21 protein-coding genes and 2 pseudogenes are annotated in these 20,115 nt (G+C 63.6%); 18 read left to right on the top strand and 5 right to left on the bottom strand.

Annotated elements, in window-relative coordinates:
• Positions 1-40: 40 nt before the first annotated feature.
• Together D5041_RS10615 and D5041_RS10610 are read right to left on the bottom strand one after the other, a co-directional pair.
• Positions 41-260 (bottom strand): annotated as a pseudogene (locus D5041_RS10615) (Ldh family oxidoreductase); the annotation flags it as partial.
• Positions 260-1,195, bottom strand: coding sequence for an SMP-30/gluconolactonase/LRE family protein (locus D5041_RS10610; RefSeq protein ID WP_265284683.1), 936 nt, complete (start codon positions 1,193-1,195; stop codon positions 260-262). The pseudogene D5041_RS10615 and the gene D5041_RS10610, both read right to left, overlap by 1 nt.
• 318 nt (positions 1,196-1,513) lie before the next feature.
• On the opposite strand from D5041_RS10610, the gene D5041_RS10605 reads away from it, so the two are divergent.
• From D5041_RS10605 to D5041_RS10545, 13 genes are all read left to right on the top strand, one after another.
• Positions 1,514-2,524 (top strand): BMP family protein, encoded by a 1,011-nt coding sequence (locus D5041_RS10605; protein WP_265284682.1) that lies wholly within the window; start codon positions 1,514-1,516, stop codon positions 2,522-2,524.
• Between the two features lie 29 nt (positions 2,525-2,553).
• Positions 2,554-4,101, top strand: coding sequence for an ABC transporter ATP-binding protein (locus D5041_RS10600; protein WP_265285078.1), 1,548 nt, complete (start codon positions 2,554-2,556; stop codon positions 4,099-4,101).
• A 26-nt stretch (positions 4,102-4,127) separates the two neighbouring features.
• Positions 4,128-5,189 carry an ABC transporter permease gene (locus D5041_RS10595; protein ID WP_010110070.1) on the top strand — a complete coding sequence of 354 codons (1,062 nt, stop codon included), beginning with the start codon at positions 4,128-4,130 and terminating at the stop codon, positions 5,187-5,189.
• Positions 5,190-5,296: 107 nt separating this feature from the next.
• Positions 5,297-5,536, top strand: coding sequence for a type II toxin-antitoxin system ParD family antitoxin (locus D5041_RS10590; protein WP_265257392.1), 240 nt, complete (start codon positions 5,297-5,299; stop codon positions 5,534-5,536).
• Positions 5,537-5,562: 26 nt separating this feature from the next.
• Complete coding sequence (locus tag D5041_RS10585) at positions 5,563-5,856, top strand: hypothetical protein (protein WP_265284681.1); 294 nt, start codon at positions 5,563-5,565, stop codon at positions 5,854-5,856.
• A gap of 6 nt (positions 5,857-5,862) precedes the next feature.
• Positions 5,863-6,780, top strand: coding sequence for an ABC transporter permease (locus D5041_RS10580; RefSeq protein ID WP_010110073.1), 918 nt, complete (start codon positions 5,863-5,865; stop codon positions 6,778-6,780).
• A gap of 47 nt (positions 6,781-6,827) precedes the next feature.
• Positions 6,828-8,108, top strand: a complete 1,281-nt coding sequence (locus tag D5041_RS10575) for an amidohydrolase family protein (RefSeq protein ID WP_265257395.1) — start codon at positions 6,828-6,830, stop codon at positions 8,106-8,108.
• A gap of 143 nt (positions 8,109-8,251) precedes the next feature.
• Positions 8,252-8,479, top strand: coding sequence for a hypothetical protein (locus tag D5041_RS10570; RefSeq protein WP_010110074.1), 228 nt, complete (start codon positions 8,252-8,254; stop codon positions 8,477-8,479).
• 3 nt (positions 8,480-8,482) lie between these two features.
• Complete coding sequence (locus D5041_RS10565) at positions 8,483-8,842, top strand: type II toxin-antitoxin system HicB family antitoxin (RefSeq protein ID WP_010110075.1); 360 nt, start codon at positions 8,483-8,485, stop codon at positions 8,840-8,842.
• Positions 8,843-8,876: 34 nt separating this feature from the next.
• On the top strand, positions 8,877-9,161 hold the full coding sequence (locus tag D5041_RS10560; RefSeq protein ID WP_265257702.1) for a HigA family addiction module antitoxin: 285 nt from the start codon (positions 8,877-8,879) through the stop codon (positions 9,159-9,161).
• 70 nt (positions 9,162-9,231) lie between these two features.
• Complete coding sequence (locus D5041_RS10555) at positions 9,232-9,435, top strand: hypothetical protein (protein WP_138928029.1); 204 nt, start codon at positions 9,232-9,234, stop codon at positions 9,433-9,435.
• 69 nt (positions 9,436-9,504) lie between these two features.
• Positions 9,505-10,854 (top strand): hypothetical protein, encoded by a 1,350-nt coding sequence (locus tag D5041_RS10550; RefSeq protein WP_265284680.1) that lies wholly within the window; start codon positions 9,505-9,507, stop codon positions 10,852-10,854.
• Between the two features lie 113 nt (positions 10,855-10,967).
• The gene (locus tag D5041_RS10545) at positions 10,968-12,593 is read left to right on the top strand and encodes a phosphatidylinositol-specific phospholipase C domain-containing protein (protein WP_138928030.1); all 1,626 of its coding nucleotides are present in this window, start codon (positions 10,968-10,970) and stop codon (positions 12,591-12,593) included.
• 173 nt (positions 12,594-12,766) lie between these two features.
• Here D5041_RS10545 and D5041_RS10540 read toward each other — a convergent pair.
• Positions 12,767-13,060, bottom strand: a pseudogene (locus D5041_RS10540) (transposase); the annotation flags it as partial.
• 65 nt (positions 13,061-13,125) lie between these two features.
• Here D5041_RS10540 and D5041_RS10535 point away from each other — a divergent pair.
• The 3 genes from D5041_RS10535 to D5041_RS10525 are packed head-to-tail and all read left to right on the top strand — an operon-like array spanning position 13,126 to position 16,372.
• The gene (locus D5041_RS10535) at positions 13,126-14,463 is read left to right on the top strand and encodes an IS4 family transposase (RefSeq protein WP_265283929.1); all 1,338 of its coding nucleotides are present in this window, start codon (positions 13,126-13,128) and stop codon (positions 14,461-14,463) included.
• Positions 14,464-14,513: 50 nt separating this feature from the next.
• Positions 14,514-16,022 carry a coiled-coil domain-containing protein gene (locus D5041_RS10530; RefSeq protein ID WP_265284679.1) on the top strand — a complete coding sequence of 503 codons (1,509 nt, stop codon included), beginning with the start codon at positions 14,514-14,516 and terminating at the stop codon, positions 16,020-16,022.
• A gap of 53 nt (positions 16,023-16,075) precedes the next feature.
• Positions 16,076-16,372 carry a type II toxin-antitoxin system HicB family antitoxin gene (locus tag D5041_RS10525; RefSeq protein WP_265284678.1) on the top strand — a complete coding sequence of 99 codons (297 nt, stop codon included), beginning with the start codon at positions 16,076-16,078 and terminating at the stop codon, positions 16,370-16,372.
• Here the strand turns inward: D5041_RS10525 and D5041_RS10520 are convergent.
• Positions 16,276-16,968 carry a 4'-phosphopantetheinyl transferase family protein gene (locus tag D5041_RS10520; RefSeq protein ID WP_265284677.1) on the bottom strand — a complete coding sequence of 231 codons (693 nt, stop codon included), beginning with the start codon at positions 16,966-16,968 and terminating at the stop codon, positions 16,276-16,278. The genes D5041_RS10525 and D5041_RS10520 overlap by 97 nt on opposite strands.
• A gap of 142 nt (positions 16,969-17,110) precedes the next feature.
• Between D5041_RS10520 and add the strand changes: the two genes are divergently transcribed.
• Positions 17,111-18,208 carry an adenosine deaminase gene (gene add / locus D5041_RS10515; protein WP_265284676.1) on the top strand — a complete coding sequence of 366 codons (1,098 nt, stop codon included), beginning with the start codon at positions 17,111-17,113 and terminating at the stop codon, positions 18,206-18,208.
• 8 nt (positions 18,209-18,216) lie between these two features.
• The gene (locus D5041_RS10510) at positions 18,217-19,212 is read left to right on the top strand and encodes a Bug family tripartite tricarboxylate transporter substrate binding protein (protein ID WP_265284675.1); all 996 of its coding nucleotides are present in this window, start codon (positions 18,217-18,219) and stop codon (positions 19,210-19,212) included.
• Between the two features lie 56 nt (positions 19,213-19,268).
• Here the strand turns inward: D5041_RS10510 and D5041_RS10505 are convergent, their stop codons facing one another.
• A complete protein-coding gene (locus tag D5041_RS10505) occupies positions 19,269-20,093 on the bottom strand; it encodes an ABC transporter substrate-binding protein (protein WP_265284674.1) in 825 nt (274 codons plus the stop codon).
• Positions 20,094-20,115: the final 22 nt, after the last annotated feature.

Below are 20,115 nucleotides of genomic sequence, written 5' to 3'. Positions count from 1 at the left end.
GTGCTCGCGCAGATGAACAGCCAGTTGCGCCGGAGCCCGTCAGCCGGGCGGCGGCATTCGGCTTCAGGTCCCCCTCGGCCACCGCGTCGATATAGCGCGGCAGCATGCCCACGCCGTGCGAATCGTGGCCGCTGAGGTTCGCGAGCACCAGGTTGGCGGCCCACCTGCCGGGCTTCGGCCGGCAGGCTGCCCGCCGCTTCGAGGACGCGCGCGGCGGTCGATTCCAGCCATTCGGTGGACAGGGTGATGGACGTGGGCATCAGAGCACTCCCTTTGCGTTCAAGGTGATGGCGTACAGCGAGGTGCTCGCGCAGATGAACAGCCGGTTGCGCCGGAGCCCGCCAAAGCAGACGTTCGCCACCGGCTCGGGAACCAGGATCTTGCCCAGCAGCGTGCCGTCCGGGTGGTAGGCGTGCACGCCGTCGCCGGCGCTGCTCCACAGGCGGCCTTCGGTGTCCAGCCGAAAGCCGTCGAACAGGCCGTTGCTGCATTCGGCAAATACCTCGCCGCCGCGCAGGCTGCGGCCGTCCGCCCCCAGCTTGAAGCGACGGATGTGACGCGGCGCCCCGTCCTGGTGGCTGGCGCCGGTGTCGGCAACGTAGAGCAGCGACTCGTCGGGCGAGAACGCGAGCCCGTTGGGCTTGACGAAGTCGTCGGCCATGCGCTCGACGGCGCCGCTCGCGGGGTCGATGCGGTAGACGTGGCAGGCGCCGATTTCGCTCTCGGCGCGCAGTCCCTCGTAGTCCGAGAGGATGCCGTAGCTCGGGTCGGTAAACCAGACGCCGCCGTCCGAATGCACCACCAGGTCGTTCGGCGAATTCAGCCGCTTGCCCTGCCAGTGCGAGGCCAGCACGGTGATGCTCCCGTCGTGCTCGGTGCGGGTCACGCAGCGCGTCAGGTGCTCGCAGCTCAGCAGCCGCCCTTGGCGGTCCGCCGTGTGGCCGTTGCTGTGGTTTGCCGGTTCGCGAAAGACGCCGACCGAGCCATTGCGCTCGTCCAGGCGCAGCATGCGGTTGTTCGGAATGTCCGACCACAGCAGCGTGCGGTGCGCGCCAAACCACACCGGGCCCTCGCACCAGCGCCCGCCAGTCCACAGACGCGCTATGCGCTCGGGGCCAGGGATGCAGGGGTCAAAGCGCGGATCAAACCGCTCGAAACCACTGCCTTCCAGGCAGCCGAAGGGAAGGAGGGGCATGGCGGTCGTCCTTTCTTTGCTTGGGATTGATCAGCCCTGAAACCCGCGGTCCGAACTCCCAAATCCCCCGGAAAGCCATAGCTGGAGCGGATTCTGGGTGATGCAGGAGGCCCCCACCCAATGGGCGGCGAGTATGCCAGATTGGCCCTTGCCCGCAATGGTGGCGGACCCGCTGCGCAGGCGCTTGGCGGCTGACGGCGATACGCCGTGTGCACAATTGCGGCAGCGCCTGCCATGCCCCCTGCCGACTCCCCACGGCCTATTGGCGCGCATATTGCATGCCCTTCCCCGGGCCGTTTTCCTTATCCAGCACGCACCATGACCATCCGCCGCATCCTTATCGCACGTCTGCTTGGCATTTCCACCATGACCGCCTTCCTGGGGCTGGCGCCGTCGCTGGCTGCGGCGCAGGCCCGGATCAAGGTTGCGGCGATCTACACGGTGCCTTACGAACAGCAATGGGTTAGCCGCATCCACCAGGCGCTCAAGGCGGCCGAGTCGCGCGGCGAGATCGAATACCGGTCCAGCGAGAACGTTGCCAATGCCGATTACGAGCGGGTGCTGCGCGAATACGCCCTGGGCGGCCAGCAGTTGATCGTGGGCGAGGCTTTTGCCGTGGAGGCTGCGGCCCGCAAGCTGGCCAGGGAATTCCCCCAAACGGCGTTCCTGCTCGGCTCCTCGGGCAAGCCCCAGGCGCCCAACTTCAGCGTGTTCGACAACTACATCCAGGAGCCGGCCTACCTGTCGGGCATGGTGGCCGGCGGGATGACGCGCTCGAACAAGATTGGCCTGGTGGGCGGTTTTCCCATCCCCGAAGTGAACCGCCTGATGCACGCCTTCATGGCCGGCGCGAGGCAGACGAATCCCAAGGTCGAATTCAGCGTCGCCTTCATCAATAGCTGGTTCGACCCGCCGAAGGCCAAGGAGGCGAGCTTTGCCATGATCGACAAGGGCGCCGACGTGCTCTACGCCGAGCGCTTCGGCGTGAGCGACGCCGCCCGGGAGAGGGGCAAGCTCGCGATCGGCAACGTAATCAACACGCAGGCGCAGTACCCGAACACCGTGGTGGTGTCGGCGCTATGGCATATGGAGCCGAGCGTGGACCGGGCCCTGCAACGCGTGCGCGAGGGGCGCTTTGGCGCCGAGGACTACGGCCCGTACTCGATGATGCAGCACAAGGGCTCCGGGCTGGCCCCGCTGGGAACCTTCGAGAACAAGGTGCCTGCCGACGTCGTCGCCCAGGTTCGGGCCCGCGAGGCGGACATCCTGGCCGGCAGGTTCCGCGTGCTGGTGGACGATAGCCAGCCCAAGTCCACCACGGCCCGGTGAGCGCATCCACGCTGCTGCACGGCATGGAAATGGCGGCGCCAAGTCCCCCCGTCCTGCGCTTGTCGGGCATTACCAAGCGCTTTGGCGGGCTGCTCGCGAATGACGGCATCAGCCTCACGCTGCAACGCGGCGAGGTGCTCGCCCTGCTGGGCGAGAACGGCGCGGGCAAGTCCACGCTGATGTCGATTCTGTTCGGGCACTACGTGGCCGACGCGGGGCATATCGAGGCCTTTGGCCAGCCCCTGCCGCCCGGCCAGCCGCGCGCGGCGCTGGCGGCGGGGATCGGCATGGTGCACCAGCATTTCGCGCTGGCCGACAACCTCACGGTGCTGGACAACGTGCTGCTCGGCAGCGAGCCCTTGTGGCAGCCGTTCTCGCGCCGCGGCCGCGCGCGCGCCCGGCTGCTCGCGGTGGCGCAGCGGTTTGGCCTGCCGGTGCGGCCCGACGCGCGCGTGGGCAGTCTCTCGGTCGGCGAGCGCCAGCGCGTCGAGTTGCTCAAGGCGCTGTACCGCGGCGCGTGCATCCTCATCCTGGACGAACCCACGGCCGTGCTCACCCCGCAAGAGAGCGAGACGCTGTGCGCCACGCTGGCGCAGATGGTGGCGCAGGGCCTGGCCATCATCTTCATCAGCCACAAGCTCGGCGAGGTGCTGCGCGTAGCGCACCGCGTGGTCGTGCTGCGCCAGGGCCGGCTCGTGGCCGAGGCGCCCGCGCAGGCAACGACGCAGGGCCAGCTCGCGCAATGGATGGTCGGGCACGCCGTCGAGGCGCCTGTGCGCCAGCCTGCCCGGGCGGTGGGCGCGCCGGTCTGCACGCTGCGCGACGTGAGCACCGCGTCCCCGGGCCGCGACCGCTTGCGGCAGGTCTCGCTCACGCTCCACGCGGGCGAGATCGTCGCCATTGCGGGCGTCTCCGGCAACGGGCAGGCGGCGCTGGCCGATCTGCTGTGCGGCCTGCGCGCCGCCAGCGCGGGCCAGGTCACGTTGCTCGGCGCGCCGCTGCGCGCCCGGCCGGCCTGGCTCGTGCGCCAGGCGGTGGCGCGCATCCCCGAAGACCGCAGCGCCGTGGGCCTGGTGGGCGATCTGCCGGTGTGGGAGAACGCCGTCTCCGAGCACCGCCACTGGTTTGCGCACCCCTGGTTCCGGGCCTTCTGGGTGCGGCGCCGCGCGGCGCGCGGGCACGCCCGGCGCGTGCTCGAGGCGTTCGACGTGCGCGGCGGCGGGCCCGACGCCCCGGCGCGCTCGCTGTCGGGCGGGAATATGCAAAAGCTCATCCTGGGCCGCGCGCTGCTTGCGCCGCACGACGGCGAGGGCAGCGCGCGCACGCCGCGCCTGATCGTCGCGCACCAGCCCAGCTGGGGCCTGGACGTCGGCGCCGTGGGCTTCGTGCAGCGGCAGCTCATCGCCGCGCGCGACGGCGGCGCGGCCGTGCTGCTGATCTCGGACGACCTCGACGAGGTGCTGGCCCTGGGCGACCGCGTGGCGGTGATGCACGGCGGGCAGCTGAGCCCGGCGCGGCGCGCGCGGGACTGGACGCGGGAGGCGATCGGGCTGGCGATGGCGGGCATTGCCGAGTGATGCGGTAACGGAAAGCAGGCTCCTCCATGCGGCTCGAAAAACGCCAGCATCCCTCCGCCGTGGCCTGCATCGCCGCGCCGGTGGGCGCCGTGCTGTTCACACTGCTCGTCAGCAGCCTGCTGGTGCTCTGGGCCGGGGCGCCGCTGGGGCCGACCTATGCGCTGCTGCTGCACGGCGCGCTGGGTTCGGTGTTTGCGCTCACCGAGACGCTCACGCGCGCCACGCCGCTCATCCTGACGGGGCTCGCGGCGGCGCTGGCCTTTCGCGCGCGGCTGTTCAACATCGGTGCCGAGGGGCAGCTCTACGCCGGCGCGCTGGCCGCCGTGGCCGTCGGCGGAATGCATGGTGGAGTGGGGCTGGATTGGCCGCCCGGGCTGCTCTTTCCCGCGCTGCTGCTCGCGTCCGCGGGCGCGGGCGCCTTGCTGCTGCTGGGCCCGGCGCTGCTCAGGGCGCGCCTGGGGGTGGACGAGGTGGTGACCACGCTGCTGCTCAACTTCATCGTCTTGCTGCTGGTGTCGGCCTTGCTCGACGGGCCCATGAAGGACCCGCTCGCCATGGGCTGGCCGCAGAGCGTGGCGCTGCTCCGCGATCTGGAACTCGCCCGGCTCGTGCCCCGCACGCGCCTGCATACGGGGCTGCTGGGGGCCTTGGCGCTGGCGCTCGTGCTGTGGGCGCTGCTGCGGCGCACGCTGCCGGGGTTCGACATCCGCGCAGTGGGCGCGAATGCGCGCGCTGCGGCCTTTGCCGGAGTGCCCGTCACGCGCACCGTGGTGCTGGTCGCGCTGCTCTCGGGCGGTTTGGCGGGGCTGGCGGGCGCCATCGAGGTGGCGGGCCGCACCGGCTATGTGACGCTGGACATGTCGCCCGGCTACGGCTACGGCGGAATCGTGATCGCCATGCTCGCGGGCCTGCACCCGCTGGGCGTGGTCGCTGCGGCAATCTTCGTCGCGGGCGTTCTGGTCGGCGCCGACAGCATGAGCCGCGCCGTGGGCGTTCCCACCTACCTGGCCGACGTGATCGTCGCCACGGCGCTGCTCGCGGTGCTGGTGGCCACGCAGCTCACGCAGTACCGTGTGGTGCGGCAATGAAACACCCCGGAGCGCCCGCACTGGCTCTGGCTGGTTGACAAGCTTTGCCAATTTCGGAGAATTCGCGCATGCACCCGCTCCCACACCCACCCCCAAAGACCCCGACCATGAACGTTTCCTTGACCCATGCGCTGCGCGAAATCGTTGACCAGCGCCTTCGATCCGGCCTCTACGGCAACGCCAGCGAATACGTTCGGGAGCTGATCCGGCGCGACGACGAAGCCACGGGACAACTGCGTGCGCTCTACCAGGCCGGCGTCGACAGCGGTGCTGCGGCTCCGATGGCGGCCGCGGATTGGGACGCACTGCGCGCCGTCGCCCGCTCCCGACCCACCCGCAGTGCATGAAGCCTGTCCACCGCCGTCCCTGTGCCATGGACGACATGATGGTGCAGGTGCTCTACCGCCGGGAAAGGGCAGGCGCAGCCTCGGCGAACATGCTGGTCGATGAGATGCAGCAATGCCTTCAATCCATTGCCGAGGCGCCAGACACCGGCTCGCACCGGATCGGCCAGCTTCTCGGTATCCCGCCGCTTCAATGGAAACGGGTCGGCAAGACCCGGCTGTGGTTCTGGTACGTGCAGGAAGACAGGTTCATCGACGTGGTCCGGCTCGTCAGCACGGATCAACTTCCGCGCCAGGCCATGCTCCCCGATGACCTTCATTGAACCCGCATGACCGATCTGCCCGACATCCTGGCCAACCCCGCGTTCTGGATCGCCACGCTGCGCATGGCCACGCCGCTGATCCTGGGCACCTTGGGCGTGCTGCTGTGCGAGCGCGCCGGGGTGCTGCACCTGGGCATAGAAGGCATCATGGTGGCGGGCGCCTTTACCGGTTGGCTCACGGTGCACGCCGGCCATGGCCTGTGGTCGGGGGTGCTCGTGGCGGCGCTCAGCGGCGCGGTGTTCGGGCTGCTGCACGCCGGGCTGACCGTGGGGCTGGCGTTGTCGCAGCATGTCTCGGGCCTCGGCATCACGCTGCTCGCCACGGCGCTGAGCTACTACGGCTACCGCGTGCACTTTCCCCGGGTGAGCACGCCGCCGACCATCGAGCCCTTTGCGCCCATGCAGGGCCTGCCGATCCTCTCGGCGCAGACGCCGCTCACGCTATTCGCGCTGCTGCTGGTGCCGCTGCTCGCCTGGCTGCTGATGCGCACGCCGCTGGGCCTGGCCCTGCGCATGGTGGGCGAGAACCCGCAGGCGGCCGAGGGCCAGGGAATCCCGGTGGCGGCCACGCGCACCGCGGCCGTCGTCGCCGGTTCGGCGCTGATGGGCGTGGCCGGGTCGTTCCTCACCCTGTCGGCGTTCAATGCGTTCTTTTTCAATATGGTCAACGGGCGCGGCTGGATCTGCGTGGCGCTCGTGGTGTTTGCCTCGTGGCGACCGGGCAAGGCGCTGCTGGGCGCCCTGCTCTTTGCCTTTTTCGACGCGCTGCAACTGCGCCTGCAGCAGGCCGGCGACGCCTGGCTGCCGTACCAGCTGTATCTGATGCTGCCCTACCTGCTGTCCATCCTGGCGCTGGTGCTGGTGGCGCGCAAGGCGGCGTATCCGCAGGCGCTGATGCAGCCCTATCGCCGGGGCGAGCGCTGACTGCGCCGCGCGCGCCCCTCGCCCCCTCCCCTGCCCCGCCACGGACCATGCTCGACCTCCTCGTCACCCACGCCACCCTGCCCGACGGGCGCACCGACGTCTCCATCGCCGTGCAGGACGGCCGCATCGTCGAGCTCAGCGCAGGGCTCCAGGCCCCCGCGCACGAGACGCTGGACGCGGCCGGAATGCTGCTCAGCCCGCCGTTCGTGGACGCGCATTTCCACCTCGATTCGGTGCTCAGCTACGGCCAGCCGCGGGTCAACCAAAGCGGCACGCTGCTCGAAGGCATCGCGCTGTGGGGCGAGCTCAGACCCCGGCTCACGCACGAGGCCCTGGTGCAGCGCGCGCTGCAATATTGCGACTGGGCCGTGGCGCGCGGGCTGCTGGCGATCCGCTCGCACGTGGACACCAGCCACCCCGACCTGCTGCCGGTGCACGCCCTGCTGGAGGTAAAACAGCGCGTCGCGCCGTATCTGGATTTGCAGCTGGTGGCCTTCCCGCAGGACGGCGTGCTGCGCGCACCCGACGGCCTTGCAAACCTGCGGCGCGCGCTGGACATGGGCGTGGACGTGGTCGGCGGCATCCCCCACTTTGAACGCACTGGCGCGCAGGGCAGCGAGAGCGTGAAGCTCCTGTGCGAGCTCGCGGCCGACCGCGCAAAGCGCGTGGACATGCACTGCGACGAGAGCGACGACCCGCAGTCGCGCCACGTGGAGACCCTCGCCTTCGAGACCCGGCGCCTGGGCCTGCAGGGCCGCGTGACGGGATCGCACCTGACCTCCATGCACAGCATGGACGACTACTACGTGAGCAAGCTCATCCCGCTGATGGCCGAGGCGCAGCTCGGCGTGGTGGCGAATCCGCTCATCAACATCACGCTGCAAGGCCGCCACGACGGCTACCCCAAGCGCCGCGGAATGACGCGCGTTCCCGAACTCATGGCCGCGGGCCTGACGGTCGCCTTTGGCCACGACTGCGCGCTCGACCCCTGGTACGCCGGCGGTAGCGCGGACATGCTCGAAGCCGCGCACATGGGCCTGCACGTGGGCCAGATGACCAGCCAGGCCGCCATGCGCGCATGCTTCGACGCCGTGACGCAAAACCCCGCCCGGCTGCTGGGCCTGCAAGACTATGGCCTGGCGCCCGGCTGCCACGCCGACTTCGTGCTGCTGCACGCGCGCAGCCCGGCAGAGGCCATGCGCCTGCGCGCGGCGCGCCTGGCCGTATACCGGCGCGGCAAAAGAATCGCCTCCAGCCCCGCGCCGCTGGCAACGCTGAACCTGGCCGGGCGGCCCGACGGGGTGGACTTTCTGGCGCGCATCGATTGATGCTTGGCGGTCTTCGAGGTGGATCGTGCGGTCGCGACCTTGTTGAGCTCCGGCTTTTTTGCCAGCACCAGCAGGGCGAAAACGCAAAAACGAAAGCCAGGGGCTTGCTCACGGGTGATGTTGCAGGCGATACTATGCGTCCCATGAACACGGCCGCCAAACTGATCGAATCCATGCGTCGCAACCCGCTCGATTGGCGCATCGGGCAGTTCCAAACCGTGGCGCGGCAACACGGCATTGCCTGGCGTCAGGAGGGTACGAGCCACTGCTGCTTCGTACGCACGGATGGCAAGACGCTCTCGGTCCCGGCGCAGCGCCCGATCAAGCCGATCTATGTGAAAAAGTTCTTGGCCTTCGTAAAAGGAGATTGATATATGAGGAACCTCGACGAATATCCCTTTGAGATTCGCCCGCTGACGCCCGAAGAAGGGGGCGGGTTCCTGATTTCCTACCCGGATTTTTCCGAATGCATTTCCGATGGCGAGACCGTGGAAGAGGCCATTGCCAACGGGCGTGAGGCGCTGGAAGGGATGATCGAGGCGCTTGAGTTTTTCGAGCGTCCTGTCCCTTTGCCTTCCAGTGGCGGGGTAGCCTCTGGAAAATTTGTTACCCGTGTGCCCAAAACCACGCATGCGCATCTGACGACCCGCGCAAAGTCCGAGGGCGTTTCTCTCAACACCTTGGTGCTGGCCTTTATCGCGGAAGGGTTGGGACGGCGGGGGCCGCAAGCCTGAACGGCCTGCCAGATCCCCCCGCACAAGAGCCATGATGCACAACCCCCCGCACCCCGGCGAAATGCTGCGCGAGGACGTGATCTCCGCGTTGGGCTTGTCCGTCCAGGAAGCCGCCGACCGGCTGGGCATGTCCCGCGTCGCCCTGTCGCGCGTGCTCAACGCCCACGCCGCGATCAGCCCCACCCTGGCCCTGCGCCTCGAAATGGCTGGCGTCAGCACCGCCCGCGCGTGGCTCGCCATGCAGGCGAACTACGATCTTGCGCAGGCCCGCAAGCTCCCGCAGCCGCCCATCCGCGCATTGCAGGCAATGGACGCCTGAGCAGCGGCGCGTGTCAAGATAGTTGTCGCCTCATTTAAACAGCCACCGACTGAATATCCTGTGCGCTCGAATGCGTCTTGATGCCGAACTGCGTCTCGATGTCAGCGCACCAAAGCTTTCCAGTGAAATCTCCAAGAGCGCAGCAGGTCGCTCGCGCTCGCTCTGGGGAAGATCGAACAAGGTGGACATCTCAGGATTCCCCCAACTCAGGGATGATGGAAAAGTCGCATATGCATCAGGAAGCGAGGTGGATATCACCGGCTCGTCGCTATGATGATCCATCCGCCTTGAAGGCAAGACACCCGCACTGGGTAAAAACATGGCCACGAATGAAAGAATTTCAATGACCAATGCTGATCCAGCCGGATCGACTTGGAAAAAGTGGGATTTGCATGTTCACACACCGTCATCGATCATTCACAACTATCCGGGCACGCCCGACGAGGCATGGGAGAAGTTCCTGTGCGACCTCGAAGCCCTGCCGTCTGAATTCAAAGTCATTGGAATCAACGACTACATCTTCATCGACGGCTATGAGCGGGTTCGCCAGGCCAAGTTGAAGCAAGGTCGGCTCACAAACATCGACCTCATTTTGCCAGTGATCGAACTGCGTCTGGACAAATTCGCCGGAGTGGTCAAAAAGGACAGGGACGGAACCCATTCACAGTCCGACTGGAATCGCATCAACCTCCACATCATCTTTGACGAATTGGACCCAAAACTGATTCAGCAGCAATTCCTCGGCTCGTTGGCCCCCTGCTACAACTTGATTCCAGACATCACGGATTTCAAAGGCAGGTGGAAAGGGGTCATCACCCGAGACAGTTTGACTGAACTCGGTCAAATGATCATTGACAAGGCGCCGCTCGAAAAAAAGGCCGACTATGCTCCACCCCTCGAAGAGGGCTTCAACAACCTGTGCGTGAGCTTGGACAAGATCCTTGAAGCCCTCGACAGGCACTCCCTGTCCGGAAAATATCTGATTGCCGTCGGCAAGACGGAATGGGACAACCTCAAGTGGACCGGTCAGTCAATCGCTGAAAAAAGCAACATCATCAACAAGGCCCACTTGGTGTTCACCGCCTCGGCCAATCCTGCTGCCTACCACACTGCCAAGAGGAAGCTCACCGAGTCCAACGTCACAAACACTTTGCTCGATTGCTCTGACGCCCATGCCCTGAGCGACTCTGAACACAAGGACCGTATTGGCAATTGCTTCACCTGGATCAAGGCCGACGCCACCTTTGAGGGAATTCCGTTATACATAAGTCATAAAACCTATATAAATCAACAACTTACAGGTGCTGACCACCGTGTGAGTGGTTCATATCGACCCTATACAAATCAAACACTTACGACACTTCACTGCCAGCGACATCGATTGAAAGCGGACTTGTGTATAACGAAATGGCCTGAGCCAGGTGCTAACCACTTTGCTGCTGCTACAGGCCGGCTATGCCTACATGCCCTAAGATCACTCGAAAGCGTGCTCGAGCAGAGCAAGGATGCCTACGACTTGGCGCCGCGGCAAACGCAGGCAAGCATCCGTACGTCAGGTTCTGTCGCGAGCTTCAGGCTCAGGGAACTTGTGTATAGCGAAATGGGCTGGCCGGGGTGTCTGGTACGCGTTCGCGTCGTCATCCGATGTGCCACGCAGCAGCCACCAAGAAGAACAAGGAGGACCTTCAGGTGACGGTGATTCGGGAATATGCATGATATTCAAAACTAAGTTACCTCAAAAAACCACTACCATTCGTCATTAAAAAACGGTTCGTCAAATACTTTCAACAAACCATCTTAATCATCATGAATCAGAGAAATAACAAATTCCTTTTGGCGATGGCGGCTGGGCTCGTCATTTCTGGATCAAAGGTGCATGCAAGCTATCAGGCAGATGCTTGGCAACATACCGGTGCGTTTTCTACGAACATCACGGCTTCCGCAGATAATTCCTCTTTCATGAAGGCCCTTGATGGAAACACTCGCATCAATCGCCTTTCGTTGGTTGGAACACATGATTCTGCTGCAATTACTGGGGGTTCCATAGCCTTTACTTCGACCATTGTCGGCCCGCCTGCAGGGTGTGCGAGGGGCGCAGCATTGGCCCCCGTTACTGTCGGAGCTTCTTTGCTATTGTGTGTAATGAGTGCGTTTTCAGGCTCGGTTCTTCAAGATGTTGTGCGCACGCAAACAATGCCGCTCACGGAACAGATGAAAGCAGGTGTCAGATTTTTTGATATACGCGTGAAGCACCGAAATAACAAGTTTCAGCTGCATCATGGCGTCAGCGATTTGGGCGCCGATATGGATGGCGTATTGTCGAAACTCAAAGAATTTCTGAGCAAACATCCAGAAGAATTCATCATGACTCGGTTCAGAAACGAGGATGATGGCGACAGAAATGCATCCATCAATTATGCATCCGGAAACACTCGATATTTCGGAGAAACCTTGCACGGATATATTAAAAAATATGGCGAAAGCTTATTTTGGAATAATAGTGAAGGGGAGTCAAACCCAACACTACGCTCTGTCAGAGGAAAAATTATAATTCTTTCCGATTTCCCGTTTGGTAATGTCTCAGCAATTTCTACCAATGGGTCTTTGGCTGAAAAAGAAATTATCGGACCAACAGGGACATTCAAGTACGGTCTGCCGTATCGTCAGGCCAGAATTCATGATTCTTACAAGCTGGATTCAAACTGGTCTCTTTACGATAAATGGGAAGATGTAAAAAAGTATCTGGTGACCACGAATTCTCAAACACCGTCTTCGGATCTAAATATCGGCTATCTGAGTGGCTCCGTAGGGTCGTTTCCATATTTTGTTGCCGGCGGTCGCACGTATGCCAATACAAGCGCCAGTCATCTCCTGACTGGGGCAACCGAAACCGCGACGGGAATTAATTGGGACAAATGGCCTGATTTTCCGCGTGGTTCATGCACGTGGGGGCCCGGATGGATATGTTCGATCTTCTTTTCTGGCCTAAATGAACTGACGGCGACATGGCTGACAAAGAGCAATCCCCAATACGTAGGAATTTTGGTTGCTGATTTTCCCGGAAATGACCTGATTGACCGAGTCATTAAAATCAATGCGCAATTCAAAAGAATGCTGCAACTGGAAGGACAGGAATGGGTTTCCCTCAGTTCCAATGGCGTAGACCCACAATGTGCCAGCAATGATGGGATTCGCTGTTTGCGTGGAGTTTCGTCTGCCGAGGCGACAAGGGCCACCACCGTATTGGTTTGCGGTCAAGACCACCGGGCCAAGTGGGGATCTACTGGGTACGAAAATAGAAGCCATTGGTGCTCCATAGCTCGCGATAAGGTAACTCGCGATATGGCAGAAAATTCCTCTGCGGAACAGCGCATGCCAAGCATGGGATCCTCGTCGTTTCGTATGGAAACCAACATGCACAATAGCCGCTGATAGTGGATGCTGGAGGACAGGTCGCCTTGGGCTTGTCCACAGGTCCACCAAGTTGATGTTGAGCATGGGAGTGTCTGATGAGTGTTGAAATGGAAGCGCTGTTCACCAATGCGCTGGGGCTGCAAGCGGGCCCTTCGTCGTTTCGTGTGGAACACAACAACCTCATGTGACCCCAACGGGCTGGCAGGCAGATGCTTGAGTTTGGACATGCGCAGGTAGGCGATGGTGATGAAGTTGTCGCTCGTGCGGAATCCACGGGCTGCGCGCTTGGCCTGCTGCAAGAGTCCGTTCATGGCCTCCACGTAGGCATTGCTGCGATGCCCCAACATGCCGCGCACCACCGCAGCAAAGCGTTCCTTGAGGCTTCTGGCCAGCTTCTTGAACGGCTCCAGCCGGCATCTGAACGCCCAACTCAACCAAGCCTGCAGTTCGACACTCGCCTGCTGTTCGCTGTTGTGCTCCTTGGCCCATCTCGTTATACACAAGCCCCCTCGCATGAGCTATGCTACCTATTTCATAGCGAAAGTACACAATGATCTGGGCAGTCAAGGAATTCAAGAGCATGAACCTGGGGGACCCCAGACGCAAACAGCGTGCGATCCACCTGATCGAGAGCTTGAGCGCCAAGCCCACGGCCAGTATCCCCCAAGCCTGCGGCGATTGGGCCGACACCATCGGAGCCTACCGCTTCTTTGGCAATGAGGAGGTCCAGTGGGAAGACATCCTGGCGCCGCACATCGAAAACTCGGTGGCCCGCATGGCGGCGCACGAGCATGTTTTGTGCATCCAGGACACCACCGAACTGAACTTCAATGGGCAAGAGGCCAAGGGGTTGGGGCCACTGAGCTACGAGGCCCAGCGCGGCATGTACCTGCACCCCACGTACGCCATCTCCACCTCGCGCGAGCCGCTGGGTGTGCTCGATGCGTGGATGTGGGCACGACAGCCGCGCCAGAGCGATGGTAGCCGTCCTGGCGTCAGCGAAAGCCTGCGCTGGATAGAGGGCTACGAACGACTGGCCGAGATGGCCCCGCAGTTGCCCAATACACGACTGGTCTACGTGGCCGACCGCGAGGCTGACATCATGGCCCTGATGGTGCGAGCACGTGACTTGGGCGAGCCAGTGGACTGGTTGCTGCGCAGCAAACACAACCGAGTTCTCGGAGAAGACGACAAACTGTGGAGCCGGGTGACGGCGGGTGATTCGCAGGGAGAGATTCGTTTCACCCTTGCCTCGCGCCAGGGGTCGCGCCCTCGTGAAGTGGTACAGCAAGTGTGGGCGCAAGCGCTGGAGTTGCCCGATGGCCACGGCGGGTTTGTGCAGGCCACATGCATCGTTGCCCGGGAGGAGCCGCTGGCGAATGGCGAAAAGCCCATCGAGTGGAGATTGCTGACGAACTTGCCCGTGGAGACCCTGGAGCAAGCCGCGCGGATGATCGACTGGTACCGGGCGCGCTGGGAGATCGAAATGTTCTTTCATGTGCTCAAGAACGGTTGCCGGATTGAAGCCTTGCAGTTGGGCAGTGTCAGCAAGATAGAACGCGCGGTGGTGCTGTACATGGTGGTGGCCTGGCGCATTGCCCGGCTGATGCGACTGGGGCGTAGCTGCCCGCAACTGGATGCGCAACTGATGTTCGAGCCCGACGAATGGAAAGCGGCATACATCCTGAACAAGCAAGAGTTGCCCAAGGAGCCGCCCACGCTCAACGAGGTAGTGCGGCTGATTGCCAGACTGGGGGGCTTTCTTGCGCGAAAGCGCGATGGTGAGCCCGGAGTCAAGACCATCTGGCTGGGAATGCAGCGCATTCTTGACTTTGCCGCTGGCATCAGGTTCTGTCGCGAGCTTCAGGCTCAGGGGACTTATGTATAACGAAATGCTTTGAGGGCCTGCGGCAGGCGCTCACCGAATTCGAGGACCGGGTGTTTGTCGGCGACGCGCCGCCCAAGCGGGAATTGGTCAATGGCAACCGCACCAAATACGTGTCGAAGATTTGCATCAAGCCCAGTCCCACATCGCCCGGCACTTGGTTCAATGTCGAACTGCCGCTGAGCCACGACTTGGTTGCGATCATTGGCAATAAGGGCAGCGGAAAGAGTGCCATGGCTGACATCATAGCGCTGGCCGGAGATACCAAGAACTTCAAGCACTTCTCGTTTTTGAATGACCGGCGCTTTCGCAGCCCACCACACAAGTTCGCCTCCCGATTCGTCGGCGTACTCGGTTGGCATGATGGCACCGAATCCAAGCGGCAACTCGATCAAGACCCGTCCGAAACCAGCGTCGAGCGGGTCAAGTACCTGCCGCAAAGCTATCTGGAAACGCTCTGCAACGAGCTTGGCGAGAACGGTTCATCGACCTTTGACTCCGAACTGCGCAAAATTATCTACACACATGTCCCGCAAGATGATCGCCTTGGCTACAACTCGATGGATGAATTACTCAAATTCAAGGTCACTGAAATCGGGAGAGCACGCGAGCAGCTGCTCAAAGAAATCTCGAAAACCAACACCGAGATTTTGCAGACAGAGCAGCAACTCACCCCCGAGTTCAAGCAGTCTCTGCAAGAGCAGCAAAATGCCAAGGTCGCCGAGTTGGCGGCCATCGCAGCGTCAAGGCCCGTGCAGGTAGAGGACCCCACCGCCTTGGACGTTGCCAAAGAAGAGTCCGAAGCCGCGACGATGAAGATTCAAACCCTGGAGAACAATCTCAGAAATCTGTTCCATGAAGAGCAACAGCTTCGTGACAAGAAGACGGCGCAAGCCAAGCGACGAGCCGTCCTGCTTCAAATTTGGCAAGCTACTGAAAATTACAAAAGAACCCATGAGAAATTCGTCGCCGAACTGGACATGATGTTGAAAGAAATCGATGATGACATAAAGGTATCCGACCTTGTGGATTTGAAAATCGACACGAAGCAAATTTACGAACTCGGCAAGGCGACGAAGGACTCCATCTCGGCCATTGACGCGACCATTACCAGCCAAGAACCGGCGGGACTGAATAAGCGGCGTGAAGTAGCTGAAGCAGGCATCGCCGAAATCAAGAGCAAACTTGGTGAGAAACAACGCTTGTTCCTCAAATTTAAAGAGCAGGTTACCAAGTGGGAGCGTGCCAAGGAGGAATTGATCGGAAGCAAAGACAAACCTCAGTCGATCGAGTGGTTCAAGGCAAAAATCGCGTCGATCAATTCCTTGCCGGACAAACTCGTGGCGTTGAAGGCGCACAGAGTGGAGTTAGCCAAGCAGGTTCACGAGCAGATTTTCAAAACTGTCGAGGAATACCGCCAGCTGTATGGGCCTGTGCAAGAGTTCGTCATGTCCGCAGGCCAGATGAATATGGACCTCCCCTTGAGCTTCGCCGTGCGCATCGACGGATCTGACTTTCAAGAGAAGTTTCTTGCCAAAATCAATCGTCAATCGCGCGGGTAACTACTCAGCCCCCGGCTCGGGGGGGCTGAGTAATTACAAAAGGGGATTGATATATGAGGAACCTCGACGAAGGGGGCGGGTTCCTGATTTCCTACCCGGATTTTTCCGGATGCATTTCCGATGGCGAGAGCGTGGAAGAGGCCACTGCCAACGGGCGTGACGCGCTCACCGGGATGATCGCGGTGCTCGAGTCCTTCGAGCGTCCGGTGCCCCTGCCCCGCAGCGGCGGTGTCGCCTCTGGAAACACGGCCCTTTATGGGAGCGGGTCCGCAGCGTGGTTCCAGCAGGTCCATTCGAGCGGCGGCAGGCCTGCCTCCTCGCACTGCAAGCTGGCCGGCGTGGCCGGGTAGACCGCCAGGGTCAGCGCCGGGTTCTGGCCCACCACGGCGACGCTGTTGGCCGCGTCGCATGCTGCGAAGCGGATCGACTTCATCCGGGGGCGGGGCATGGACGGCGGGACCTGCTTGATCCAGGCTTCCTTCAGCGTCCACTGCGCGTAGAACCGGGCCTGCTGCTCCTGCGGCGTGCTCTCCGCGGGCCGGGCCGAGGGTTCATGGATCCATTCATTCAGGGCTTGAAAATTGCGCCTGCGGTGGCTGCATTCCACGTCCACGCCCACGGGGTGCCGCGCGACCGCACAGGCCAGCCAGTCCCCGCTATGGCTCAGGGAAAAATACCAGTCCCCGCAGGCCATGCGTTCGGGCATGGCCAGGATGTGTGGCGCGGCGTCGTCCGGTGCGGACAGGGCGTAATCCCGCCAATGCCCTCCCGCCCGGGCCGCCAGGCAGTGGCGCGCCAGCCAGTGGCCGGCGATGAACTGGGCGCGGCGGCGCGTTGCCGTCATGGCCGACAAGCGCCCTTGCTCCGCTGGACTGAGCCAGTCCACCCCCAGGCCGCGCAGGCCCGCGTGGACGGCCTGGACGCTCCGGAGTGTGAGGCTGATCATGGTTCATGCCCCTGCCGCCGGGGTAGGCCGGGGAGTATTTCATGGGTCGTCATTTTTCAAGAAGGGGGGCCGGCGATGATATCGGCTTGTCCGACACCGGGGGCCGGGTATCCTGCCCATCGGAAGGACAAGCACCGGAACCATGACGGCCCCCATCAACCATCCCGCCCCTGCATCGCTCGAGGCCATGCTGCGCGCGCTGCCCAAGGTCGAACTGCATTGCCACCTGCTCGGCAGCGTGCGCCACGACACTTTCCGCGGGCTCAACCGGCGCGCCGGCGCGCCGCTGACCGACGCTGCGATCGACGGTTTTTACACGCGCGGCGAGAAGCCGGTCGGCGTGCTGCGCGTGCTGCGTGCGCTCGAAACCCGGCTGCTGCGCTGCGCCGACGATCTGCACCAGATCACCTTCGAGTACCTGCAAGACGCAGCGGCCCACCAGGTGCGCCACGCCGAGTTCTTCTGGAACCCGACCGGAACGCTGCGCGGCAGCGGCATGGCCTACGCGCTGGCGCAGGACGCGATCGTGCGCGCCATCCATGACGCGCAGCGGGAATTCGGCATCGCCGGGCGCCTGATCGCCGCCATCGACCGCGAGGCCAGCCCCGACGCGGCGGTGCAAATGGTCCAGTGGGTCACGGCCCGGCGCTGCGACGAGGTGGTGGGCATAGGCATCGACTACCGCGAGGTGGATCGCCCGCCCGAGCTCTTCGCGCAGGCTTACGCCGACGCGCGCAAGGCGGGGCTCCGGACCACCGCGCATGCGGGCGAGTTCGGCATGCCCTGGACCCACGTGCGCAGCGCGCTGGATCTGCTGCGCGTGGACCGCATCGACCATGGCTATACCGTGGTGGACCAGCCCGATTTCGCGCGCGCATGCGCCGAGCGCGGCGTGGTCTTTACCGTGGTGCCGACGAATTCCTACTACCTGCGCACGCTGCCTCCCGAGCGCTGGGCGCGCGACCACCCGATCCGCCGCATGCCGGGGCTGGGCCTGCGCATCCACCCGAACACCGACGACCCGACATTGCACCAGGTCACGCCCACGCAGGCCTGGCTGATGATGGTGCGCGACTTCGGTTTCAGCATCGACGATCTGCGTGGCTTCATGCACAACGGCCTGCAAGGGGCCTGGATCGACGACACGCAGCGCCGCCAGTGGCGCGCCGAATGGGACCAGAGCTTCGACCTGCTGCGCGCAGGATTGGCGGCCGAACCCCCGCAGATAATCCCCGCATGACCCATACCATGACCCATACCATTCCCCCTACCCGCCGCCGGCTTCTCTTGGCCGCAGCCGTTGGCGCGGCCCTGCCCGCCACCGCCCCGGCGCAATCGGACTGGCCCGGCGCCAGGCCCATTGCGCTCATCGTTCCCTACACCGCAGGCGGCAGCGTGGACGTGAACGCGCGGCTGATCGCCACACGGCTTGGCGAGCGACTCGGGCAGTCGGTCGTGATCGAGAACCTGAGCGGCGCCGGCGGTGCCATCGGCGTGGCCAAGGCGGTGAACGCTGCGCCCGATGGCTACACGCTGGTGGTCGGCCCCGACAGCGCGATCACCATCGGCCGGCTGGTCAACCCCTCGGCCTTTCGCTTTGATCCGCTGAAGGACCTGGCGCCCGTCGGGCTGCTGAACACCGCGCCCATGGTGCTGGTCGCGCGCCCGGGACTGGGTGTGCGCAGCTACGCGGACTTCGTACAACAGGCCAAGGCCAGACCGGGCCAGTACAACTACGCCACTTCGGGCGTGGGCACCGTGCTGCAACTGGCGATGGAATTGCTCAAGCAACGCAGCGGCGTCTTCGTCACGCACGTGCCCTACCGCGGCGGTGCGCAGATCGTCACCGACCTGATGGGCGAACAGATCGATCTCGCGATGCTCGTCAGCACCAGCGCCATCCCGCACGTGAACGGCAAGCGCCTGCTGGCGCTCGGACTGACCGGCAGCCAGCGCCTGCAAGCGCTTCCGCAGGTGCCCACCTTCGCCGAGATGCCCGGCCTCGGGGGCTACGAAATGCTCAGCTGGACCGGCATCTTCGCGCCCGCGCAGACGCCGCCGGCCGTGGTGGATCGCCTGAACCGGGAGCTCAACGCCGTCCTGCAGGAGGACGCCGTGCGCGCCAAGCTGATCGAGCAGGGGGCCCTACCGGGCAGCGGCACGCCGGCGGCCTTTGGCCGCTTCGTGCAGATCGAGTACGAACGCAACCGCAAGATCGTGCACAGCGCGCACATCAAGGAGTAAACCGCTGCGCGCACTCCGCGCGGGACGCCCCGCGCGGGGCCAGTCCCCGTCCGCGATCAGTCCACGCTGTCGATGATCAGTTTGGTCACCGCGTAATCGGTGAGTCCCCATTTGGCGGCGATCTTCGCGTACGAGCCGTCGGCAATCAGCTGGCGCATGGCCGCTGCGAGTTCGTTGCTGAACGCCTCGTCCTTGCGGCCGGTCGCCAGCCCGACGTACTGGGTGGCAAAGGGCTTGCCCACCAAGGTGTAGGTGTTCGGCTCCAGTCCGAAGATGTAGTGCAGCGTTTCGCCGCCCTGCACCGCAGCGTCGATGCGGCCCTGGCGCAGCTGCGCGCGCGCGTCGGCTGATCCGTCGGTGCCGATGACGGTGATGGCGGACTTGCCGGCTTTCTCGCAGTGCTCGGCGCTCCACGCGGCGACCTCGGCCGGAAACGACGTGCGGCGGCTGGTCCCGATCTTCCTGCCGCACAGCGCCTGGGGGCTGGCGAACTCGGCGGCACGGCTGCTGAGCACGTAGAACTGCGGGCCGCTCTTCAGGTAGTCGATGAAGCGCAGCACTTCGCGGCGCGTCGCAAGGTCCGTCATTCCGGAGAGGATGATGTCCACGCGCCCGGTGGCCAGCGAGCTCGTCATCTGGTCGAAGCTGGTTTCCTCCCAGCGGATCGTCGTGCCCAGGCGCGCCGCAAGCGCTTCGCCCAGGTCGATGTCGAAGCCGACCAACTTGCCGCTGGCCGGGTCCTTGTATTCCAGCGGTGGATAGTTCGACACCACGGCCGCCCGGATGGGCGCGCCCTTGGCGCGCGTGGTTTGTGCCTGGGCCGTGGGCAGGCCGAGCGCCATGGCCAGGGTGACGATGCCGATGAACAGGGTGCGTGTCATATGCGTACTCCGGGGTCAAAAA

Origin of the sequence: Verminephrobacter aporrectodeae subsp. tuberculatae, from assembly GCF_026127385.1 — a bacterium.
GTDB lineage: Bacteria > Pseudomonadota > Gammaproteobacteria > Burkholderiales > Burkholderiaceae_C > Acidovorax > Acidovorax aporrectodeae.
The sequence above is the reverse complement of the archived record's forward strand: the minus strand, read 5'-3'. Positions and strand labels throughout refer to the sequence as shown.